This is a genomic window from Streptomyces sp. NPDC059994 (genome assembly GCF_042737755.1).
Lineage (GTDB): Bacteria > Actinomycetota > Actinomycetes > Streptomycetales > Streptomycetaceae > Streptomyces.
In genome coordinates, this window is record NZ_JBHWUR010000036.1 from 40,906 (window position 1) to 62,293 (window position 21,388).

At 73.4% G+C, this 21,388-nt stretch carries 16 protein-coding genes and 2 pseudogenes; 10 read left to right on the forward strand and 8 right to left on the reverse strand.

The features are described 5' to 3' along the window. Complete coding sequence (locus tag ACFWA7_RS19665) at window positions 1-1,527, reverse strand: alpha/beta fold hydrolase (RefSeq protein ID WP_385824141.1); 1,527 nt, start codon at window positions 1,525-1,527, stop codon at window positions 1-3. Window positions 1,528-1,734: 207 nt separating this feature from the next. On the opposite strand from ACFWA7_RS19665, the gene paaK reads away from it, so the two are divergent. Next, window positions 1,735-3,036: a phenylacetate--CoA ligase PaaK gene (gene paaK, locus ACFWA7_RS19670; RefSeq protein ID WP_385824143.1), complete on the forward strand. Its 1,302-nt coding sequence runs from the start codon at window positions 1,735-1,737 to the stop codon at window positions 3,034-3,036. A gap of 87 nt (window positions 3,037-3,123) precedes the next feature. After that, window positions 3,124-3,909, forward strand: a pseudogene (locus tag ACFWA7_RS19675) (penicillin acylase family protein); the annotation flags it as partial. A gap of 276 nt (window positions 3,910-4,185) precedes the next feature. On the opposite strand, the gene ACFWA7_RS19680 reads toward ACFWA7_RS19675, so the two are convergent. After that, window positions 4,186-5,745 carry an acyl-CoA synthetase gene (locus tag ACFWA7_RS19680; protein WP_385824145.1) on the reverse strand — a complete coding sequence of 520 codons (1,560 nt, stop codon included), beginning with the start codon at window positions 5,743-5,745 and terminating at the stop codon, window positions 4,186-4,188. Continuing rightward, the gene (locus ACFWA7_RS19685) at window positions 5,742-6,851 is read right to left on the reverse strand and encodes an NAD(P)H-dependent flavin oxidoreductase (RefSeq protein ID WP_385539247.1); all 1,110 of its coding nucleotides are present in this window, start codon (window positions 6,849-6,851) and stop codon (window positions 5,742-5,744) included. Before ACFWA7_RS19685 ends, ACFWA7_RS19680 begins: the two co-directional genes overlap by 4 nt. A 104-nt stretch (window positions 6,852-6,955) precedes the next feature. Between ACFWA7_RS19685 and ACFWA7_RS19690 the strand changes: the two are divergent. After that, window positions 6,956-8,143, forward strand: a pseudogene (locus ACFWA7_RS19690) (serine hydrolase domain-containing protein); the annotation flags it as partial. 15 nt (window positions 8,144-8,158) lie between these two features. Here the strand turns inward: ACFWA7_RS19690 and ACFWA7_RS19695 are convergent. The 4 genes from ACFWA7_RS19695 to ACFWA7_RS19710 form a co-directional block, all read right to left on the reverse strand. Next, window positions 8,159-9,718, reverse strand: a complete 1,560-nt coding sequence (locus ACFWA7_RS19695; RefSeq protein ID WP_385824147.1) for a phytoene desaturase family protein — start codon at window positions 9,716-9,718, stop codon at window positions 8,159-8,161. Window positions 9,719-9,788: 70 nt separating this feature from the next. Beyond that, window positions 9,789-12,002, reverse strand: a complete 2,214-nt coding sequence (locus ACFWA7_RS19700) for a tetratricopeptide repeat protein (protein ID WP_385824149.1) — start codon at window positions 12,000-12,002, stop codon at window positions 9,789-9,791. Window positions 12,003-12,025: 23 nt separating this feature from the next. Then, a complete protein-coding gene (locus tag ACFWA7_RS19705) occupies window positions 12,026-12,937 on the reverse strand; it encodes an oxygenase MpaB family protein (protein WP_385824151.1) in 912 nt (303 codons plus the stop codon). 26 nt (window positions 12,938-12,963) lie between these two features. Further along, complete coding sequence (locus tag ACFWA7_RS19710; RefSeq protein ID WP_385539271.1) at window positions 12,964-14,187, reverse strand: acyl-CoA dehydrogenase family protein; 1,224 nt, start codon at window positions 14,185-14,187, stop codon at window positions 12,964-12,966. A gap of 265 nt (window positions 14,188-14,452) precedes the next feature. On the opposite strand from ACFWA7_RS19710, the gene ACFWA7_RS19715 reads away from it, so the two are divergent. Next, window positions 14,453-14,872 (forward strand): CBS domain-containing protein, encoded by a 420-nt coding sequence (locus tag ACFWA7_RS19715; RefSeq protein WP_385824153.1) that lies wholly within the window; start codon window positions 14,453-14,455, stop codon window positions 14,870-14,872. Between the two features lie 35 nt (window positions 14,873-14,907). On the opposite strand, the gene ACFWA7_RS19720 is transcribed toward ACFWA7_RS19715, so the two are convergent. After that, entirely contained in the window at window positions 14,908-15,108 is a 201-nt protein-coding gene (locus ACFWA7_RS19720) for a hypothetical protein (protein WP_371650344.1), read from the reverse strand. Between the two features lie 352 nt (window positions 15,109-15,460). On the opposite strand from ACFWA7_RS19720, the gene ACFWA7_RS19725 reads away from it, so the two are divergent. From ACFWA7_RS19725 to ACFWA7_RS19750, 6 genes are all read left to right on the forward strand, one after another. Beyond that, window positions 15,461-16,801 carry a CAP domain-containing protein gene (locus tag ACFWA7_RS19725; RefSeq protein WP_385824155.1) on the forward strand — a complete coding sequence of 447 codons (1,341 nt, stop codon included), beginning with the start codon at window positions 15,461-15,463 and terminating at the stop codon, window positions 16,799-16,801. A 187-nt stretch (window positions 16,802-16,988) separates the two neighbouring features. Further along, on the forward strand, window positions 16,989-17,150 hold the full coding sequence (locus ACFWA7_RS19730) for a hypothetical protein (protein ID WP_385824157.1): 162 nt from the start codon (window positions 16,989-16,991) through the stop codon (window positions 17,148-17,150). 66 nt (window positions 17,151-17,216) lie between these two features. Continuing rightward, complete coding sequence (locus ACFWA7_RS19735) at window positions 17,217-17,954, forward strand: zinc-binding dehydrogenase (protein WP_385824159.1); 738 nt, start codon at window positions 17,217-17,219, stop codon at window positions 17,952-17,954. Between the two features lie 592 nt (window positions 17,955-18,546). After that, window positions 18,547-18,975, forward strand: a complete 429-nt coding sequence (locus ACFWA7_RS19740) for a tyrosinase cofactor (RefSeq protein WP_385824161.1) — start codon at window positions 18,547-18,549, stop codon at window positions 18,973-18,975. A gap of 48 nt (window positions 18,976-19,023) precedes the next feature. Then, a complete protein-coding gene (locus tag ACFWA7_RS19745; RefSeq protein ID WP_385539261.1) occupies window positions 19,024-19,848 on the forward strand; it encodes a tyrosinase family protein in 825 nt (274 codons plus the stop codon). A gap of 85 nt (window positions 19,849-19,933) precedes the next feature. Next, window positions 19,934-21,334, forward strand: a complete 1,401-nt coding sequence (locus ACFWA7_RS19750; protein ID WP_385824164.1) for a pyridoxal-phosphate dependent enzyme — start codon at window positions 19,934-19,936, stop codon at window positions 21,332-21,334. The last annotated feature ends 54 nt before the right edge of the window (window positions 21,335-21,388 follow it).

The window sequence follows — 21,388 nt, forward strand, 5'->3', positions numbered from 1 at the left end:
TCAGATCCCGAACTCCCTCAGTTCCGCGACGAACTCGTCCGGCCGGACCGTGTGGACCGAGTGGCCGGCCTCGATCGTGACGAGGCGGCCGCCGGGGATGCGGGCGGCCATCTCGGCGATCCGGTCCTGGATCTCGATGCCGCCGGACTCGCCGCCCGCGACCAGCAGGGTCGGCACGGCGAGCTCGGCGAGCCGCTCGCGCCAGGCCGGGTCGGGCGCGTTCAGCTGGGCATTGGTGTCGGCGACCACCGGCCAGTCGAACACGAGCTCCTCGTCGGGCCGCGCCACGAACCCGCGCGGCGGATCCAGCGGCACGAACGCGGGCGCCTCCTCCAGGACCAGCCGCCCGACCAGCTCGGGCGCGTCCTGGGCGAGCAGCAGCGCGGCCGCGCCGCCCATGGAGTGGCCGACCACGTCGGCGCCGGCCAGGCCGAGCGCGTCAATGAAGCCGCGCAGGTCGTCGCGGAACCCCTCGAACGAGTAGCGGCCGGGCCAGTCGCTGAGGCCGTGCCCGCGCAGGTCGAGCGCGTACACCCGGCGTGTCGCGGCGAGCCGTTCGGCCACCTCCGTCCAGTGCGCGCCCGATCCGCCGCGCCCGTGCGCGAGCACGACGGGCGGCGCGGAGGCATCGCCCCAGGTCCGGTAGGCGAGCCGGATGCCGGAGTTGGTCCGTACGCTGTGGACACCGGGTTCCAGGAACGCCGCGACCGTACGGGCGAAGTCGCCGGGCGCGTCCACCCACGGGAAGTGCCCGGCGCCCGGCAGCACGGCGGCCTCGCCGTGCGGGAAGAGCGCGGCGAGCCGGGATGCGAGCGCGGGCGTGGGGCCGCCGTCGTACTCCCCGGCCAGGACCAGCACGGGCGCTTCCACGGCCGCGAGCGCCTCGGTGGTGGCGGCCGGGTCGAAGACCCCGTCCTCGTAGTGGACGGCAGCCGCTTCCCGGCTGGCCCGCGAGCCGGCGGCGGCCGCGTGCGCCCGGGCCGCCGCGTCCCAACGCCCGTACATGAACGGCTCGATGGCGGACCGCACCTCGCCGGAGTCGCGCCCGCCCCAGATCTCCTCGAAGGCGGCCCGCCCCTGCGGATACCAGCTCTCGCCCTCACGCAGCGCCACGGCGCCGCGCCAGTCGTCCTCGGTGACGGGGAGGCCGACGGCCCGGGTGCCGGGCGTGACCAGGACGAGCGAGCCGATCCGGTGCGGGTGGGCGGCCGCGTAGAGCGTGGCGAGGTTGCCGGCGGCCGAGTGCCCGAGGAGGTCGACCTCCGCCAGACCGAGGTGCTCGCGCAGCGCCTCCACGTCGTCGACCAGCCGGTCGCAGCGGTACGAGGACATGTCGTCCGGCACCGCCGAGTCACCCGTGCCCCGCTGGTCGAGCAGGACCAGTTGGCGGTGGATGTCGAGGCCGCCCAGGTCGCCCAGGTAGGCGGAGGCCCACGCGGGCCCGCCGGGCAGACAGATCAGCGGCTTCCCCGCCCCCACCAGGTGGTAGGCGAGCTCGGTCCCGTCGTACGCGGTGAACTTCGGCATGATCGTGATCCTCACAGCCGGTGGCGATCGGGCCAAGGGGATTTCGCGGAGAGCGCGAACGGCAGCACGGCCGACGCGGTGAAGCGCGTTGTCCACAGGCCTTGACGGTGCGGTTCGGTGGCTGGATTACTGAACCGAGCAGATCTACCGAATGATCGGTCGTCCGATTTCGGGCGGAGTGACGACCGGCGAGGACAGGAGCGGCCCATGGAACCCCTGCTGGACGCGGCGGAACGGCTGAGCCGGGCCGAGCTGGAGGCCCTTCAGCTCGATCGGCTGAGGGCTTCGCTGCGCCACGCGTACGACCACGTGGGCTTCTACCGGGAGGCGTTCGACAAGGCGGGGATACGGCCCGAGGACTGCCGTTCGCTTGCGGACCTCGCCCGCTTCCCCTTCACCAGCAAGGCGGATCTGCGCGACCACTACCCGTTCGGGATGTTCGCGGTCCCCGACTCCGAGGTCCGCCGCATCCACGCCTCCAGCGGCACCACCGGCCGCCCGACGGTGGTCGGCTACACCGAGCGCGACCTGGACATCTGGGCGGACGTGGTGGCCCGCTCCCTCCGCGCGGCGGGCGCCAGACCCGGCCACAAGGTACATGTGGCGTACGGATACGGGCTGTTCACGGGCGGCCTGGGCGCGCACTACGGGGCGGAGCGGCTCGGCTGCACGGTGATCCCCGCGTCCGGCGGCATGACGGCCCGCCAGGTCCAGCTGATCCAGGACTTCCGGCCCGAGATCATCATGGTGACCCCCTCGTACATGCTGACCATCCTGGACGAGTTCGAGCGGCAGGGCGTCGATCCCCGAACGACCTCGCTCAGGGTCGGGATCTTCGGCGCCGAGCCGTGGACGGAGGAGATGCGCCGCGAGATCGAGGAGCGCTTCGCCATCGACGCGGTCGACATCTACGGGCTCTCGGAAGTGATCGGGCCCGGTGTGGCGCAGGAGTGTGTGGAGACCAAGGACGGGCTGCACATCTGGGAGGACCACTTCTACCCGGAAGTCGTCGATCCGCTCACCGGCGAGGTGCTGCCCGAGGGCGAGCGGGGCGAGCTGGTCTTCACCTCGCTCACCAAGGAGGCCATGCCCGTGATCCGTTACCGGACGCGGGACCTGACCCGGCTGCTGCCGGGCACGGCGCGGGTCTTCCGCCGGATGGAGAAGGTGACCGGCCGCAGCGACGACCTGGTGATCCTGCGCGGGGTGAACCTCTTCCCCACCCAGATCGAGGAGATCGTGCTGCGCACGCCCGGCCTGGCCCCGCACTTCCAGCTGCGGCTCACCAAGGAGGGCAGACTGGACGCGCTGACGGTACGGGTGGAGGCGCGCGCCGGTACCTCGCCCGAGCAGCGCGACGCGGCCGCGCGGTCGATCGTCTCGTCGGTGAAGGACGGCATCGGGGTCTCGGTGGCGGTGGAGGTCGTCGACCCCGACACCATCGAGCGGTCGGTGGGCAAGTTCAAACGGATCGTGGATCTGCGCCAGGGCCCTGCGGGCGGGGCATGAGTGTTGACAGGCGTGCGCCCGGGCTGACTGAGTGGCTGGCGGCACTTCATGTGTCACGCGCAACCACCCGTGTCACCCCCTGAGTTGGCCGTCGAGGACGTCTCCGCCATGGCCGCGAAGGGACGGCTCACCGTCGCCGACCTCCAGCGCCAGGAGTTCGCCGACCGGGCGCCCGCCGGGAACCTGGCGGCGGCCGACACGGCCCGGGCCTGCGCCGCGCTTGCGGGCGACGCCGCGTCGGACAGCACCGGCAAGCCGGTCGACGTGTCCGGGGCGTGCGCGGTACTGGCCGGCTGGGACCGTACGGTGGATGCCAGGAGCCGGGGCGCGCTGCTCTTCGACCGCTACTGGCGCAAGCTCACGGCGACGGTTTCGGCAGCTGAGCTGTGGAAGGTGCCGTTCTCGGCCGCCGACCCGGCGCACACGCCGAACACCCTCAACACCGCCTCGCCCGGCGTCGCCCGGGCACTCGCCGACGCGGTGGGCGAGCTGCGCGCGGCCGGCATCCCGCTCGACTCGGCGCTGGGCGACCACCAGTACGTGGTGCGCGACGGCAGGCGCCTGCCCGTCTCCGGCGGGACGGAGGCCCTCGGCATCTGGAACAAGGTCGAGGGGATATGGGACCCGGCGCGCGGCTACTCCGAGGTGTCCACCGGATCCAGCCACATCCAGGCGGTCGGCCGGGACGGCGGCAAGTGCCCCGTCGCCCGCACCCTCCTGACGTACTCCCAGTCGGAGAACGTCCTCTCCCCGCACTGCAGCGACCAGACGAGGCTCTACTCACAGCAGCGCTGGGTCAGCTCGCGCTTCTGCGAGCGGGACATCCTCTCCTCACCCGCCCTGCGGGTCGTCCGGGTGCGCGAGCACCGCTGACGTCCATGCGGCCCGCCCGGGCGGGCCGCGCCGGAGGTTACGCCGGGACGTGGCCGGGCTTGTCGGGGGGCGAGCAGCGGGACCAGGGCCCCCGCCCGATGACTCCGGTTGCTCCGGCGACGAGTACACGCACGGGGTTCCTTCTGAGGCCGGCCCTCCGGACCCGGTGCACGGCCCCGGAAGAGGTTCGGCATCAGGGCGGGTGAGCCCCGCCGTGCGTTGACGGTCGCCGCCTGCCCCATCGGGCACCGTACGGCGCCCCCTGGGGCAGGCGGCTCACATCGCCCGCTCGTGGCCCTCCCAGTACGGCTCGCGCAGCCGTCGCTTGTACAGCTTGCCGTTGGGGTCGCGCGGCATGGCCGCGATGAAGTCGACGGACTTGGGGCGCTTGTAGCCCGCGAGCCGTTCCTCGCAGTGGGCGAGGATCTCCGTGGCGAGCGCGTCCCCCGGCTCGTGCCCGGGCGCCGCTTCGACGACCGCCTTGACCTCCTCGCCCCAGTCCGTGTGCGGGATGCCGAACGCGGCGGCGTCGGCGACGGCCGGGTGGGTGAGGAGCGCGGCCTCGATCTCGGCCGGGTAGATGTTGACCCCGCCCGAGATGATCATGTCGATCTTGCGGTCGCGCAGGAAGAGGTAGCCGTCCTCGTCGAGGTAGCCGAGGTCGCCCACGGTGAAGAAGTCCCCGATGCGGTTCTTCCGCGTCTTGGTCTCGTCCTTGTGGTAACTGAAGCCGCCCGTCGACATCTTCATGTAGACGGTGCCGAGCTGGCCGGGGGGCAGCCGGTCGCCGTCGTCGTCGAAGACCGCGAGTTCGCTGATGGGCCACGCCTTGCCGACCGTGCCCGGCTTCTTGAGCCAGTCCTCGGCCGTGGCGAACGCCCCGCCGCCCTCGCTCGCCGCGTAGTACTCCTCCACGCAGCTCCCCCACCACTCGATCATCGCCCGCTTGACATGGTCGGGGCAGGGGGCCGCGCCATGGATGGCGTGCCGCAGCGAGCTCACGTCGTACCGCGCCCTGACCTCCTCGGGCAGCGAAAGCAGCCGGTGGAACTGGGTCGGCACCATGTGCGTATGGGTGCAGCGGTACGCGTCGATCCGGCGCAGCATCTCCTCGGGCGTCCACTTGTCCATCAGAACCAGCGGATGCCCGATGTGCAGGGACGCGCCCGCGAACTGGAGCACGGCCGTGTGGTAAAGCGGCGAGCAGACCAGATGGACGTTGTCGTCGAACGGCTTGATGCCGAAGATGCCGAGGAAGCCGCCGAGGTAGGACTCCTCGGGGAGCTTGCCGGAGAGCGGGCGCCGGATGCCGCGCGGGCGGCCGGTGGTGCCCGAGGTGTAGTTCATGACCCAGCCGAGGGTGCGGTCCTCGGGCACGGACTCGGGCCGCCCGTCGAGGAGTTGGCCGTACGGGCGGAATCCCGCCACCTCGCCCACCGCGTACCGCTGGCTGCCCGGCAGCTTCGCCTCGTCGGCGGCGGCGGTCGCCGCGTCCGCGAACCGCTCGTGGGCGATGAGGACCTTGGCGCCGGAGTCCGCGACGATCCACGCGATCTCGGGTCCGACCAGATGGTGGTTGACGGGGACGAGGTAGAACCCGGCCTGGGAGGCGGCCAGATACGCGGTGAAGAACTCGACCCCGTTGGGCAGGACGACGGCGAACGCGTCGCCCTGTTCGAGTCCGGCCGCGCGCAGCCCGTGCACCAGCTGGTTGACGGCGGCGTGCAGCCGCCCCGCCGTCCAGCGCTCGCCGTCGGGCGCGGTGAGCACCACCCGGTCGGGATCGGCTGCGGCCTGCGCCCAGAACCCGTTGGGCGGCTGCTGGGAGTCGGTCATGCCCCACTCCTTCGGGCGATGCGGCTGATACGGTCGACGGCCTGCTCGAAGCCGCGGGTGAGGTCGTCGAAGACCTCCTGGACGCTGCGCTCGGAGTTCATCCGGCCGACGATCTGGCCGACCGGCGTGCCGAGCAGTGGCGCGATCTCGTACTTCTGGATGCGCGACAGCGCCTCGGCGACCAGCAGCCCCTGCAGGGGCATCGGCAAGGTGCCCGGGGCGCTCGGGCCGTCCCAGGCCTCGGTCCACTCGGTGCGCAGCTGGCGGGCGGGCTTGCCGGTGAGGGCGCGCGAGCGGACGGTGTCGCCGGAGCCCGCCGCGAGGAGTTTGCGGGTGAGCGCGCGTGAGTGCAGATCGGCCTCGGTGGTGGTGAGCCAGAGGGAGCCGAGCCAGACGCCCTGGGCGCCGAGGGCGAGTCCGGCGGCCACCTGGGCGCCGCTGCCGATGCCTCCGGCGGCGAGCACGGGCAGCGGCCCGACCGCGTCGACGACTTCGGGCACGAGCACCATGGAGGCGATCTCGCCGGTGTGGCCGCCGGCTTCGTAGCCCTGGGCGACGACGATGTCGATGCCCGCCTCGGCGTGGTGGCGGGCGTGCTTGGCGCTGCCGGCGAGCGCGGCGACCAGGACCCCGTTGGCGTGCGCCCGGCCGACGATGTCGGCGGGCGGGGAGCCGAGCGCGTTGGCGAGCAGCTTGATCGGGTAAGTGAAGGCGACGTCGAGCTGGTTGCGGGCGACCTGCTCCATCCACCCGGTGATCCGCCAGCCGGACGCCTCGCCCTCGGCGAGCTCGGGGACGCCGTGTTCGGCGAGCGTCTCGCGCACGAACTGCCGGTGCCCCTCGGGGATCATCGCCTCGACGTCGGCCTCGGTGACGCCCTCCACCTTCCTCGCGGGCATGACGACGTCGAGGCCGTAGGGCAGCCCGTCGGTGTGGTCCTGCATCCAGTCGAGGTCGCGCGCGAGGTCGTCGGGGGCGGTGTAGCGGACCGCGCCGAGCACGCCGAATCCGCCGGCCCGGGTGATGGCGGCGGCCACCGCCGGGAACGGCGTGAAGCCGAAGATGGCGTGCTCCACTCCCAGTCTTCTGCTCAGCTCCGTCTGCATGGGGCGCAGGATGCCGCAGCCCGGGCGACGAGGGAAGAGATTTTCTGATGCTGCGTCAGATTCTTTACGTGGACGGCGCACCCGAGCCGGTTAGGGTGGCGGCCATGATCCGGAGCGACGAGACGGGGCCCGTGCTGCGGTACGGCACCGCCGAGGAGGCCGGGCTGATGCCGGGGCCGCTGGGCACGCTGGTCGCCGTGGCCGAGCGGTTCCTGGGGCCTTCGCCGGTCCACCCCTGGTACGCGGGCGCGGTGGTGCTCGCCGGGCGCGGCTCGACGGTGGCACTGCACCACGCCGTCGGTACGGCCGTGGGCTACTCGGCCTACGACGAGCGGACGGACACCGGCGTCGAACTCCCGCCCGGGCGGCGGATCCCGATGGCCCGGGACACGGTCTTCGACCTCGCCTCCGTCTCCAAGCTGTTCACCTCGCTGCTCGTGGTGCGGCAGATCGAGCGGGGCGCGCTGGAGCTGGAGGCCGAGGCGGCCACGTATCTGCCGGAGTTCGCAGTGGCGGGCAAGGGGGCCGTCACCGTGCGCCAGTTGCTCACCCACACCTCGGGGCTGCGCGCCTGGCTCCCGCTGTACGACGAACCGACGTACGAGGGGAAGCTGCGGCTGCTGTGGGACGAGAGGCCCGAGCGGCCGCCGGGGAGCGCGTACCGCTACTCCGACCTCAATCTCCTCGCGCTTCAGCTGCTCTTGGAACGGATCACCGCTCGCACTCTGGAGGACCTGCTCCACGACGAGATCACTGCTCCACTCGGGATGCACCGCACTCGCTACAACCCGCCCGCCTCCTGGCGACCCGGGATCGCCGCGACCGAGGACGCGCGAAAGCCCTGGTCGGGGCTTGAGCGGGGGCTGGTGTGGGGCGAGGTGCACGACGAGAACGCGTTCGCGCTCGGCGGCGCCGCCGGGCACGCCGGGGTGTTCTCGACCGCACGTGACCTCGCGGTCCTCGCCCGCACGCTCCTGAACGGCGGCGCGTACGGCCCCGCCCGCATCCTCCGCCCCGCCTCCGTCGAGCTGCTCTTCACCGACTTCAACACCGCCTTCCCCGGCGACGCGCACGGCCTCGGCTTCGAGCTCGACCAGCGCTGGTACATGGGCGCGCTCGCCTCCCCGCGCACGGCGGGCCACACGGGCTTCACCGGCACCAGCCTCGTCATCGCCCCGGACACCGACACGTTCCTGGTGGTCCTCGCCAACTCCGTTCATCCGGTACGGAGTTGGCGCTCCGGCTCAGCGCCCCGAGTGGCCCTGGCCGACGCCCTGGCCCGGGCGATCCCGCGCTGACGGCCGGTCCTACCTCCCCAGCACCGCCATCGCCGCGTTGTGGCCCGGGATGCCGCTGACCCCACCGCCCCGGACCGCGCCCGCCCCGCACAGCAGGACGTTCGGGTGCGCGGTCGCCACGCCCCAGCGGCCGGCGGACTCCCGCGCGTACGGGAAGGCGAGCGGGCGGTGGAAGATGTTGCCGCCGGGCAGCCGCAGCTCCCGTTCCAGGTCGAGCGGGGTCTTCGCCTCGATGCAGGGCCGCCCGTCGGCGTCGGTGGCCAGGCAGTCCGCGAGCGTCTCGGCCAGGTGCGCGTCCAACTGGGCCAGCGTCGCCTCCAGCAGCACCTCGCGCGTCCTGTCGTGGTCTTTGGCGGTGCCCGCGAACAGCCGTGCCGGGGTGTGCAGCCCGAACAGGGTCAGCGTCTGGTAGCCGCGCCGCGCCAGGTCCGGGCCGAGGATCGAGGGGTCGGTGAGCGAGTGGCAGTAGATCTCGGAGGGCGGCGCCGTCGGCAGTTCGCCCGCCGCGGCCTGGGCGTACGCGGCCGCCAGCGCCCCGTACCCCTCGCCGATGTGGAAGGTCCCGGCGAACGCCTCGCGCGGGTCGACCGCCGTGTCCCTCAGCCGGGGCAGCCGGGTGAGCAGCATGTTGACCTTGAGCTGGGCGCCCTCGGCGCGCTCCGGGGCCGTGGTGCCGGTGAGCGCGGCCAGGGCCTCGGGCGACGCGTTGACCAGGACGTGGCGGGCCGCGACCGTGCCCTCGCCCGAGGCCGTACGGAAGTCGACCTCGGCCTCGCGGCCGTCGGTGCGCAGCGCGGTCGCCTCGTACCCGGTGACGATCTCCGCGCCGGCCGCCCGCGCCGCGCCCGCGAGCGCGTCGGTGAAGGCGCCCATCCCGCCCACCGGCACGTCCCAGTCGCCGGTGCCGCCGCCGATCACGTGGTAGAGGAAGCAGCGGTTCTGGGCGAGGGAGGGGTCGTGGGCGTCGGCGAAGGTGCCGATCAGGGCGTCGGTGAGGACGACGCCACGCACCAGGTCGTCGCCGAACCGCTCCTCCACGGCGACGCCGATCGGCTCCTCGAAGAGCACCCGCCACGCCGTGTCGTCCCCCAGGCGCTCGCGCAGGGCCTCGCGGGTGGGCAGCGGCTCGGTCAGCGTGGGGAAGATCCGCTCGGCGGCCCGCCGGGTCATCCCGTAGAACGCCTCCCAGGCCGTGTACGCGCTGTCGGAGCCGGTGAGGCGGCGGAACGAGGCCCGGGTGCGCTCCTCGCCACCGCCGACGAGCAGCCCGGTGGGGCGTCCGTCGCGTACCACCGGCGTGTACGAGGAGACGGTCCGCTTGCGGACGGCGAAGCGCAGCCCCAGGTCGTCCACGATCTTCTGCGGCAGCAGCGAGACGAGGTAGGAGTAGCGCGAGAGCCGGGCGTCGACGCCCGCGAAGGGGCGGGTCGAGACGGCCGCGCCGCCGGTGTGGCCGAGGCGCTCCAGGACCAGCACCGACTTGCCGGCGCGGGCGAGGTAGGCGGCGGCCACCAGGCCGTTGTGGCCTCCGCCGACGATCACGGTGTCGTACACCTGGTGTGCGGGCATGGCCCTTCCTAGCACGCGCCGATCACCGGCGGCCAGGGTGGCGCCGGTGCTCCGCTGCCCGCGCCGCCCGCTACCGCCCCAGCCGCCCGCTCTCCTGCCTCAGCACCGCGACCCGCCGGTACAGGGCCGCCGCCTCGGCGCCGCGGCCCAGCCGCTCCAGGCAGTGGGCCTCGTCGTTCCGGCTGGCCAGGGCGTCGGGGTGGGCGGCGCCGAGGACCCGCTCGCGGGCGTCCGCGACCTGCCGGTAGACCGTCAGGGCCGCCGCCCACCGCCCGAGCCAGCCGAGCCCGACGGCGATCTCGCGCCGGCTGACCAGGGTGTCGGGGTGGTCGGTGCCGAGCACGCGCTCGCGCAGTGCGCCCACCTCGCGCGCCTCGGCCAGGGCCTCCTCCCAGCGGGCGAGGCGCCCGAGGTTGACGCCCAGGCCGTGGCGGGCGCGCAGGGTCTCGGGGTCCTCGGGGCCGTCGACGCGGGTGCGGTCCTCGACGAGGACCCGGTACAGCTCCAGCGCCTCGGCGCTGCGGCCGAGGCGGCCGAGGGCGATGCCGACCTCGTACCGGGTGGCGAGCGTGTCGCGATGGTCGGCCCCGAGCACGGTCGCGCGCGCGGAGGCGACCTCGCGATAGAGCTGCAACGCCTCGACCCAGCGCCCCAACTGGCCGAGCACATAGGCGACTTCGGACCGGGAAACCAGGGTGTCGGGGTGGCCCGCGCCGAGCACGCGCGCACGGTCGGCGGCGACCTCGCGCGCCATGCGGTGCGCGTCCTCCAGACGGCCGAGGCGGCCCAGGTTGAAGGCGAGGTTGTGGCGGCAGCGCAGGGTGGCCGGGTGGTCGGCTCCCATGACGCGCTCCCGGGCGGCGAGCACCGAGGTGTACACCTGGTGGGCCTCGAAGTGGCGACCGAGGCGGCCCAGGACGTACGCGGTCTCCTGGCGGGCGTCGAGCGTGCCCGGGTCGTCGGGTCCGAGCGCGCGGGCCCGGGCCTGGGCGACCAGGCCGAACTCGCGCAGCGCGTCGGCCTCGCGCCCGGTCCGGCTCAGGGCGAAGGCCACCTCGTACTGGCTGACCAGGGTGTCGGGGTGGTCGGGGCCCAGCGTCTGGGCGCGTTCGGCGGCGACCGCGCGGTGCACCTCACCCGCCTCCGCCCAGCGGCCGGCGCGGCCCAGGCCCAGGCCTTCGCGGTGCCGCTCGTCGAGCTCGGCCAGGAGCTCGGGCGGGGGCGGCGGCGGCCGGTCGGGGGCGGGCGGGACCGGTGGCAGGGCGGTCGTCCACGCGCCGGTGAGGCTGGCGTCGGGGTCGGGCGGGGCGGGATCCGGCGGCGCGGAGCCGGTCGCCTTGTGGCCGGTGGTCATCCCGCGCGCCCAGGACGGCAGCCCGCGCAGCCGCACGGGCGGCGGCGCCACCGTGGACAGGGCGGCCGGGGGCGGGACGAGCCCGCGCCCGGCGGCCAGCCGCCGCACCACCTCCCTCGCGTCCTGGGGTCGCGAGCCGGGCTCCTTGGCGAGGAGGTCGAGCACGATCTCCTCGAAGAACACGGGGAGTTCGGCGCGCGTGGCGCGCGGGGGCTCGGGCGCGGTGTCGCGGTGGCCGACGAGGATCGCCCAGGCGTCGTCGAGGTCGAACGGCGGTGCCCCGGTGGCCAGTTCGTACAGCACGCACCCCAGCGAGTACAGGTCGCTGCGGTGGTCGACGGGGGCGCCGCCGATCTGCTCGGGTGACATGTAGTGCGGGGTCCCCATGGCGATGCCGGTGCCGGTGAGCCGGGAGGTGAACCCGATGTCGGCGCCGAGGCGGGCGATCCCGAAGTCCAGGATCTTCACCGTGCCGTCCGGCAGCCGCATGATGTTGGCCGGCTTCAAGTCCCGGTGGACGATGCCCTGTTGATGGGTGTAGGCGAGGGCCGAGGACAGCTGCTCGGCGATGTCCACGACGTCCGGCACCGGCAGCGGATGGCCCCTGCCGTCCTGGAGGAGCTGGCTCAGATTGCGGCCGTCGAGCAGCTCCATGACGAGATAGAGCCCGCCCTCGTACTCCCCGAAGTCATGGATGACCGTGACGCCGCGGTGCTGGAGCACGGCCGCGACCCGCGCCTCGCGCCGGAAGCGCTCGCGGTGCACGCGGGCGAACGACTGGTCGTGCAGCGGCCCCAGCGGCTTGAGGCACTTGACGGCGACCCGCCGTCCCAGTGACTCGTCGCGGGCCGCCCACACCTCGCCCATGCCGCCGCGCCCGATCAGCTCCAGCAGCCGGTACCGGCCGTGGATCAGCCTGGTGTCCGCCATCGCGCGATGTCGCCCCCGTCACGTCACTCCGCTGCGCCCTCCCCGGCTCCCTCCAGTATGGCCGCCTGTCTGCGGAGTGTGTACGGTGACGGGCGCGTTCCCGGCCCCATCCGGTCGACCGCGCGCAGGATGTGCTTCGGCGGCAGCTGCCAGCGCACGGTCGGCGGAACGCGGCGCAGCAGGCGCCCGGTGGCGACGAGCCGCCGGGTGACCTCGTGCGGAGCGGGCGCGGGCCGCCCGTACAACTCGTGGGCGTACGGGGGCAGCGCGTCGTAGGCGAGTCCCGCCACGCGCCGCCACAGCACCGCGCGCGCCGGTGCCAGCAGCGGGTGGACGGGCGGCCGCCGCAGAAAGGCGTCCACGTCGCGCGCGTCGGCACCGGCGGCGAGCTGGGGACGTACGTCCGCGAAGTAGGCGGCGAGCTGCGCGGTGGACGCCGGGACGGCGGCCGGGTCGAGCCCGATGAGCCGGGCGGCCTCGCGCTGCTCGTCCACATAGCGCTCGGCCTGCGCGTCGCTGAGCGGATACCCGGAGCGGCGCGCCACGTGCAGATAGCTGTCGACCTCCGCGCAGTGCACCCACAGCAGCAGCGCGGGCTCGTCGACCCGGAACCGCTCACCGGTCACCGGATCGTCGGCCTTCAGAAACCCGTGGATGCGCCGCACCCGGGCCCCCGCACGCTCCGCGTCGTCCTTCGTCCCGTACGAGATGGTCGCCACGAACCGGGCGGTGCGCAGCAGCCGCCCCCAGGTGTCCGTGCGGAAGTCACTGTTCTGCATGACCCCGCGCACGGCGCGCGGATGCAGCGCCTGGAGGTACAGCGCCCGCACCCCGGCGACCCACATGATCGGGTCACCGTGCAGCTGCCAGGTCACCGACTCGGGGCCGAAGTAGCCGGGGTCGGGGGTGCTGGGCCGGGGGCTGGGTTCGGGCATGCGGCGCCACCTCCTGTAGGGCCAGGCTAACGGCGTACTCGCGGCATCCCCAGACCGATCCAGGAGATGATCTCGCGCTGGATCTCGTTGTTGCCTCCGCCGAAGGTGAAGATCACGGCCGAGCGGTAGCCGCGCTCCAGTTCGCCGTGGAGCACCGCGCCGGCCGAGCCCTCCTTCATGGGGCCCGCGGCGCCGACGATCTCCATCAGCCAGGCGTACGCGTCGCGGCGGGCCTCCGAGCCGTACACCTTGACGGCCGAGGCGTCCTGCGGGGTGAGGGTGCCCTCCTGGACGGCGTTCACCATCTGCCAGTTGAGGAGTTTCATCGCGTCGAGCCTGGTGTGGGTACGGGCCAGGCGGCCGCGTACCCAGCCGAGGTCGATGACGCGGCGGCCGTCGGCGAGCTTGGTGTCGGCGGCCCAGCGCTGGACGTCGTGCAGGGCGCGGATCGCCATGGTGCCATGCGCGGCGAGCGTGACGCGCTCGTGGTTGAGCTGGTTGGTGATCAGCCGCCATCCGTTGTTCTCCTCGCCCACGCGGCGGGAGACGGGGACGCGGATGTTCTCGTAGTAGCTGGCGGTGGTGTCGTGCGAGGCGAGCGTGTTGATGACGGTGCAGGAGTAGCCGGGGTCGGAGGTCGGCACGAGGAGCAGGGAGATGCCCTTGTGCGGCGGCGCTCCGGGGTCGGTGCGCACGGCCAGCCAGACCCAGTCGGCGGTGTCGCCGTTGGTGGTCCAGATCTTCTGGCCGTTGACCGTGTAGTGGCCGGTGGCCTCGTCGCCGTCCCGCACCGCCCTCGTCTTGAGCGCGGCGAGGTCCGTGCCCGCGTCGGGTTCGCTGTAGCCGATCGCGAAGTCGATCTCGCCGGACAGGATCTTCGGCAGGAAGTACGCCTTCTGCTCGTCCGTGCCGAACCGCATGAGGGTCGGTCCGACCGTGTTCAGCGTCATCAGCGGCAGCGGCACCCCGCCCTGGGCGGCCTCGTCGAAGAAGATGAACTGCTCCATCGGGCTCAGCCCGCGCCCGCCGTACTCCTCGGGCCAGCCCACCCCCAGCCAGCCGTCCGCGCCGAGGCGGCGCACGGTGTCGCGGTAGAAGCGCTTCTGGGTGGCGGGGTCCGTGAGGGGGGCACCTCCCATGCCTTCAGGGCCATGGGGGCGGGCGTACGCGTGGTCGGGCACCAGCTCGGCGAAATAGGCGCGCAGCTCGGCGCGGAGCCGCTGCTGCTCGGGCGTGTATTCGAGGTGCACGGGCCCCTCCAGGCTGGTCACGGTCCGTCGCTGTGCGGGTAGCTGTCCGTCGCTGGTACGTCGTGCGGGCGGCCACACAGTAGAACGTGTTCCAAGAATCTGGAAGGGCGGTGCGGTGGGGAGTGGAGCCGTCCCCTCGGCTGGTCACCCGTTCGTCTCCATACGGTCGCCGCGCGCCCGGGGCGCGGCCAGCATGACGAGGGCGTACCCGAGGCCGCCCGCCGGATCCCACGGGCCGCCCCCACCCAGGACCCCGGAGGCCCCCATGACCAGCGCCCGCGATCTGATGTCCGTCGACGTCCGCTGCATCCCGGCGAGCGCAACCCTCGACCGTGCCGCCCAGTTGATGCGGGACCACAACATCGGCGCGCTGCCCGTGAAGGGCAGCGACGGCACGCTGACGGGCATCGTCACGGACCGCGACATCGTGGTGAAGGTCCTGGCCGCCGGGAAGGACGCGGCCGACGTGACGGCGGGCGACCTCGCCGACGGCGAGCCGCGTACGGTCTCCGCCGACGCGGACGCGGCCGAGGCCGTGCGGGTGATGAGCGACGCGCGCATCCGCCGCCTCGTCGTCGTGGACGACGGCGAGCCGGTCGGTGTGATCACCGAGGCGGATCTGGCCCGGCACCTCCCCGCGGACCAGTTCGCCTCGTTCGCGAGCAGCGTCTACGCGGAGGCCTGAGCCCGAAGCGCCGAGCCGGAGCCTCCGCGAGCGGGTCAGGGCAGCAGCTTGTCGATCGCCGCGCGGCCGTCCTCCGCCAGTCGGCGCTCTGCCCACGCCATGCTCTTCGGGTTGATGTCGCGCCCCGACGCGAGCACCAGGTCCTCGGCGGTGACCTCACCGCCCGAACCGGTGTGCAGCAGTGCGTCCGGGGTGATCCCCTCCCGCTTCGGCGCGGGATCGGACTGAGCGTTCATGCCGCCTCCTCATTAGTCCGGCGTGGCTCCATTCTGGTACCCGGTCCCGCAGAACGCATCCGCCCCAGAAATGTCACCCGCCGAGCCCAGGCCCCGGCCCGGCCGGGGCGTCCTACGGCGCCCTGCCGCAGCACGCGCTCGCGGGCCGGGTGAACCGTATTCCCGGCCCTCGGGGGCCCGCCGGGGGGCCCTCGGCGGGTCGCGCGGCCACATCCGCGAAAGTCACCCGTACGACACGCCGGACCCGGGAACCAGCCGCCGCGTTCACCGCGTTCTCCCCACAGCAACGCAGCACAACGCAGGAGCGCGGCGCGGTGGCGGGCCGCGGCGGGCCCGTGGACAGGTGGTGTCGATGAGCGAGCTGGTTCCCGGGGGCAACCGGCCCCTTCCGGACGGCGTTCTGACGATCGGCGTCCCCGGTCCCTTCGACCTGTCGGTGCTGATCACCGACGACACCGGAAAGGTCGGCGGCGACGCCGACTTCGTCTTCTACAACCAGCCGTCCGCGCCCGGCACCCGTCTCGACAACGACGTCATCACGGTCGACCCGAACCGGCTGCGGGCCGGGGCGAGCCGGCTGACCGTGGTCGTCAGCCCCGCCGAGCCGGGCGTTCCGCTCGGCCGGCTGCCGGTGCCGAGCCTGCGGCTCAGCGGTCCCGGCGGCGAGGTCCTGGCCCGGTTCACCCCGCCCAAGCCGGAGCGGGAGACCGTGCTGCTGCTGGCCGAGATCTACCGCCGGGGCACCGGCTGGAAGGTGCGCGCGCTGGGGCAGGGGTACGCGGACGGCCTCGCGGGGGTGGCCCGCGACTTCGGGGTGGACGTGGCCGACGAGGACCCGCCGCCGCACGCGCCCACCGTCCAGCTGCCCACCGCGGCGATACCGGTCCCCGCCGCGCGACGGCCGGAGGCCGAACAGGGCGACGGCTTCTGCGGGTTGGTCAACGCCGAGCGGGTCCGGGGCGGGGCCCCGCCGGTCACGGTCGACGGACGGCTGACCTCGGCCGCCGAGTCGCACGCCGCGACCATGGCCGCCCAGGGACGCCTCAGCGTGGAGAGCCCGGACGGTGTGTCGGTCTTCCAGCGGGTGACCACACGGGGGTACGCGTATCTGAGCATCGCCGAGCATCTGGTGTCGGGGCCGCGCACCCCGGCCGAGTTCCTGGCGTACTGCCTGGAGGACGCCCACACCCGGCGCCCGCTGCGCGACGCCGCCTTCACGGAGGCGGGCATCGGCCGCGCCACCGACGACCGTACGGGCGAGGTGTACTGGACGGCGCTGTGGGCCAGGCCGTTCAGCGGGGACGGGCTGCACCGGACGGTGTCCGAAGTGGTCGCGCTCACCAACGGCCGCCGCGCCACGGCCGGGCTGCGCCCGCTGGCGGACGACACCCGTCTGGCCTCGGCGGCCCAGGCGTACAGCGCGGACATGGCAGCCCGCGGCTTCTACTCCCACACCTCGCCGGAGGGCCTGGAGCCGTGGGACCGGGCCCGGGCGGCCGGGGCCGCGCACCGGGGCATCGGTGAGAACATCGCGTGCGGGCAGCGCACGGCGGCCGAGGTGGTGGAGGGCTGGATGAACAGCCCGGGCCACCGCGCCAACATCCTCAAGCCCGACTTCACCCACATAGGCGTCGGCTTCGCGGGCGGCGGCCGCGCGGGCACGTACTGGACGCAGTTGTTCGGCCTCGCCTGACGGCCGCGCCTGACGGCCGCGGCAGTACGGATCCGGCTGGTCGACGCCGACCCTCGGAGGGACCCTGCCGAGAGACCCGTCCGGTCTCGCCCGACGGCCGTGCGGGCCCCTTGGCTACTGGAGTGCGCCGGCTGAGGCGCCCGCCTGCCCGGCCACCGCCTCCGCCAGGCCCACGGGGCGGTCCAGCGTGCCCAGCAGGCTCACGAAGCCGGACACCAGGAACGCCGTCAGCTCCTGGGGCCTGAGCCTCCTGAACGGCGTCTTCCACACCGGCCTGCCGTCCATCACCCCGGGCCACGAGGCCTCCGGCACCATCGACGAGCTGGGCTCGCCGGTCCCCGGCCGGTAGCGGGGCGAACGGATCGTGGCGCACGCGGGGCGTGCCTGCGGCTCCTGCCCCGCCTGCGTCCCGGGCATGGCGATGGACGACTGCGAGCGCGTGCAGATCATGGCGTTCGACCACGACGGCGCCTGGGCCGAGTACGTACGGGTCCCCGTCGCCGCGCTGGTCCGCGTCCCCGGCTCCATCCCGCTGGAGCGGGCGGCGATCCTCACGGACGCCGTCTCCACGCCGTACGCGGCGGTGATCGACACGGCCGCGGCCCGCCCGGCCGAGAGCGTCGGCGTCTGGGGCCTCGGCGGCATCGGCACGTATGCGCTCCAGGTCGCCCGGCCGGCCGGGGCCGCCCCGGCGATCGGCCTCGACCCGCTGCCCGCGGCCCGCGAGCGCGCCCTGGAGCTGGGCGCCGACCACACCGTGGACCCCACCGCCGAGGACGCCCTCGACCGGATCGTCGAACTCACCGGCGGCCGGGGCCTGAAGGTCGCGATCGACGCGGCCGGCCGCGCGGGCACCATCGCCCAGGCCAACCGCGCCCTGGGGCACCAGGGTCGGCTGGTACTGGTCGGCATGTCCATGGACAGGGTCGAGCTGGCCCCGCTGGCCGCCCTCACCCGCGACCGGCACTCGGCGACGGGTCACCTCGGCTGTCGCAAGGAGCACATCGAGCAGCTCGTCGACCCGGTGGCCACGGGCCGCCTCGACATCAGCCGCTCGATCAGCGCCGAACTCCCGCTCTCGGAGGTGGCGGAGGGCGTGCGCCCCCTGGAGCACGAGGAGGGCAACCCGATCCGGATCGTCATCCGACCCTGACCGGCCCGTCCCCCGAGCCACCCTGCCCCAACACCGCACCCCGCACGGCCCCGTCCGCACACCGCCGCCCCGGCCCGCCGGCCGTCGGCGGCCCCCCGATCCCCCGTCCCCGCGGGGCCCCGGCCGCCGTCCGCGCCTGCCGCTCCGGCGTGGGCGGCGGCGCGCGTTCCCCGCCCCGCCACATGCCGAGAACGAGGCGCGAAACCGGCCAGGTTTCTCACGTGAGGGCCGCCACACCTTCACCACCTGGACAACAGGATCTTCACAGGACCGACAGATTCCATGAAGGATCTGCACTTTCGGTGGGCCGGGGAGGCGCGGACAGCAAGATCATCTTTGTTCAACATTGCACTTCGAATCTGGACATGTCCGCATTGAGCCCAACCTCTTGGGTGACGCTTTGCCGTTCCGTTGCCGGGCTGTAGGCATTTGTCAGGACGGTCCCCGACGGACGTCCCCCGGCCGTGACCAAGCCGGACGAAGGTCCGTCAACGACCCGTCAAGCGCGTTGACAGGGCCGCGACTTCACACTTCCGCGCCCTCGACGCCGCTGGACCACTACCGAGCAATGCCGAACCACTGGGGGTTACCCATGTCCCGACTCACCCGCCGCAGCGCGCTGGGCCTCACCGCGACCGCGGTGGCCGGCCTCGGCCTGGCCGGTACCGCGTACGCGGCGACCGCGAGCGGACCCGCCAACGGCGTCGTCCCCGCCGCGGGCGACGGCCGCACCGGTCGCATGGACGGCATGGACCACACGGGGCACACCGCGCCCGCCCCGTTCGACGAGGTCTACCAGGGCCGCCGCATACAGGGCGCGCCCGTGCACGGCGGCGCCCACGGCGGCCACCACGGGGGATACGCGGTGCAGATAGACGGCAAGGAGCTGCATGTGATGCGGAACGCCGACGGCACCTGGATCAGCGTGGTCAACCACTACGAGACGTTCGCGAACCCGCGCGCCGTGGCCCGCGCGGCCGTGGTGGAGCTGCAGGGCGCCACGCTCGTCCCGCTCGCCTGACCCGTCCCGGCACCGCACCCGCACAGCACCACAATCTGGAGCATTTCCATGACCGTACGCAAGAACCAGGCGACACTCACCGCTGACGAGAAGCGGCGCTTCGTCAACGCGATCCTGACGCTGAAGCGCAATGGAAAGTACGACGCGTTCGTCACCACGCACAACGAGTTCATCATGAGCGACACCGACGACAGCGACCGCGTGGGCCACCGCTCGCCGTCGTTCCTGCCGTGGCACCGCAGATTCCTCCTGGAGTTCGAGCAGGCTCTCCAGGCGGTGGACTCCACCGTCGCGCTGCCCTACTGGGACTGGACGGCCGACCGCACCACGGCCTCCTCGCTCTGGGCCGCGGACTTCCTTGGCGGCACCGGCCGCAGCCGTGACGGCCAGGTGATGGACGGTCCGTTCGCCTCCAGCGGCGGCAAGTGGGCCATCAACGTCCGGGTGGACGGCCGCAATTACCTGCGCCGCGCGCTCGGCGCGAGCGTCCCGCAGCTGCCCACCAAGGCCGAGGTCGACAGCGTCCTCGCCATGTCCACGTACGACATGGCCCCCTGGAACAGCGCCTCGGACGGCTTCCGCAACCACCTGGAGGGGTGGCGCGGGGTCAACCTGCACAACCGGGTGCACGTCTGGGTCGGCGGTCAGATGGCCACCGGTGTCTCCCCCAACGACCCGGTGTTCTGGCTGCACCACGCGTTCATAGACAGGCTCTGGGCGCAGTGGCAGGAGCGCCACCCCGCCTCGCCGTACCTCCCGGCGGCCGGGACGGCGAACGTGGTGGACCTGCGCGACACCATGCGCCCGTGGAACAACGTGACGCCGGCGGACATGCTGGACCACAAGAAGTTCTACACGTTCGACGCCGCGTAGTGCGCGCCGTGCGGGCCCCGGGCGGATCCCCGCCCGGGGCCCGCACCGGCATGTCCGGGTGCGAGCGCCTCGTAAGCTCGGCCCCATGGACGTTCACGAATCAGTGCTCGAACTCGTCGGCGGCACCCCGCTGGTACGGCTGCGCACACCCGGGGGCGACGGGTCGGCCGCACTGTACGCGAAGCTCGAATACCTCAGCGCCGGCGGCAGCGTGAAGGACCGGATCGGTCTGCACATGATCGAGCAGGCGGAGCGGGACGGGCTGCTGCGCCCCGGCGGCACCGTCGTCGAGGCGACCTCCGGCAACACCGGGGCCGGGCTCGCGATGGTGGCGGCGGCCAAGGGGTACCGGGCCGTCCTCGTCGTCCCCGACAAGACGAGCACCGAGAAGATCGCCACGCTGCGCGGGTACGGCGCGGAGGTGGTCGTCCGGCGCAGCGGGCTGCCCGCCGAGGACCCGGACAACGTGTTCAACACGGCGGCGCGGATCGCCGAGGAGACGCCGGGCAGCTGGCTCGCCGGACAGTACGACAACCCGGCCAACCCGGGGGCGCACTACACCACGACCGGCCCCGAGATCTGGCGCCAGACGGACGGCCGGGTCACGCATCTGGTGGCGTGCGTCGGCACCGGCGGGACGATCAGCGGTACGGGCCGCTACCTCAAGGAGGTCAGCGGCGGCGCGGTGCGTGTGACCGGAGCGGATCCGGTGGCGTCCGTCTACTCGGGCGGCGACGGCCGTCCGTACTTCGTCGAGGCGACCGGGCACGTCCGCCACCCGGAGACCGTGGAGGACGTCTGGCCCACCTCCTACCACCAGGACGTGGTCGACGAGCTCCTCCCGGTGAGCGACCGGGACTCGCTGCTGACTGTGCGTCGACTCGCCCGGGAGCAGGGCCTGATGGTCGGCGCCTCGGCCGGTCTCGCGGTGGCGGCCGCACAGCGGGTGGCCGCCGGGCTCGGACCCGAGTCGCTGGTCGTGGTGATCCTGCCGGACTCGGGGCGCCAGTACCTCTCGAAGTACTTCAACGACGCGTGGCTGCTGCGGCTGGGGTTCCTCGACGGGGAGGAGGGGGCGGCGCGGGTCGGGGACGCGGTACGGGACTCCCCGCTGCCGTATGTGAACCGGCTCAGCACGGCCGCCGAGGCGCTGGCCGTGCTCCGGTCCCTGCCCGACCTCGGCCTCCCGCCGGTCGTCCCGGCCGGGCCCTGCCCGGTGGGCCCGGACCGCGCGCCGACCGTCCCGGAGCTGGCGGGCTCCCTCTCCCTGGACGTGCTGGCCGCCGCCCTGGAGGACGGCACCCTGAAGCCGGACACCTCGGTACGCGACCACCTCGGCGCACCGCTCCCGCACTTCGGGGTGGGTGAGCGGGCGGAGGCGGTGCTCGCGGAGCTGGAGGAGCGGGGGGCGGAGTTTGCGGTGGCGGTGCGGGATGGGCATGGGGTGGGGCTGGTGGGGCGGGACGCGCTGCGCGCCTTGCTGTGATTTGGCCCCACCCCCCCCCGTACCAAAACCAGTCGCTTATACACAACAGACGCA

Coding starts and splice junctions, on each gene's coding strand:
- ACFWA7_RS19715 (WP_385824153.1), top strand. CDS start 14,453: ATGACCAGCGCCCGCGATCTGATGTCCGTCGACGTCCGCTGCATCCCG.
- ACFWA7_RS19700 (WP_385824149.1), bottom strand. CDS start 12,002: ATGGCGGACACCAGGCTGATCCACGGCCGGTACCGGCTGCTGGAGCTG.
- ACFWA7_RS19740 (WP_385824161.1), top strand. CDS start 18,547: ATGTCCCGACTCACCCGCCGCAGCGCGCTGGGCCTCACCGCGACCGCG.
- ACFWA7_RS19745 (WP_385539261.1), top strand. CDS start 19,024: ATGACCGTACGCAAGAACCAGGCGACACTCACCGCTGACGAGAAGCGG.
- ACFWA7_RS19735 (WP_385824159.1), top strand. CDS start 17,217: ATGGCGATGGACGACTGCGAGCGCGTGCAGATCATGGCGTTCGACCAC.
- ACFWA7_RS19680 (WP_385824145.1), bottom strand. CDS start 5,745: ATGACCGACTCCCAGCAGCCGCCCAACGGGTTCTGGGCGCAGGCCGCA.
- ACFWA7_RS19665 (WP_385824141.1), bottom strand. CDS start 1,527: ATGCCGAAGTTCACCGCGTACGACGGGACCGAGCTCGCCTACCACCTG.
- ACFWA7_RS19725 (WP_385824155.1), top strand. CDS start 15,461: ATGAGCGAGCTGGTTCCCGGGGGCAACCGGCCCCTTCCGGACGGCGTT.
- ACFWA7_RS19750 (WP_385824164.1), top strand. CDS start 19,934: ATGGACGTTCACGAATCAGTGCTCGAACTCGTCGGCGGCACCCCGCTG.
- ACFWA7_RS19695 (WP_385824147.1), bottom strand. CDS start 9,718: ATGCCCGCACACCAGGTGTACGACACCGTGATCGTCGGCGGAGGCCAC.
- paaK (WP_385824143.1), top strand. CDS start 1,735: ATGGAACCCCTGCTGGACGCGGCGGAACGGCTGAGCCGGGCCGAGCTG.
- ACFWA7_RS19720 (WP_371650344.1), bottom strand. CDS start 15,108: ATGAACGCTCAGTCCGATCCCGCGCCGAAGCGGGAGGGGATCACCCCG.
- ACFWA7_RS19685 (WP_385539247.1), bottom strand. CDS start 6,851: ATGCAGACGGAGCTGAGCAGAAGACTGGGAGTGGAGCACGCCATCTTC.
- ACFWA7_RS19705 (WP_385824151.1), bottom strand. CDS start 12,937: ATGCCCGAACCCAGCCCCCGGCCCAGCACCCCCGACCCCGGCTACTTC.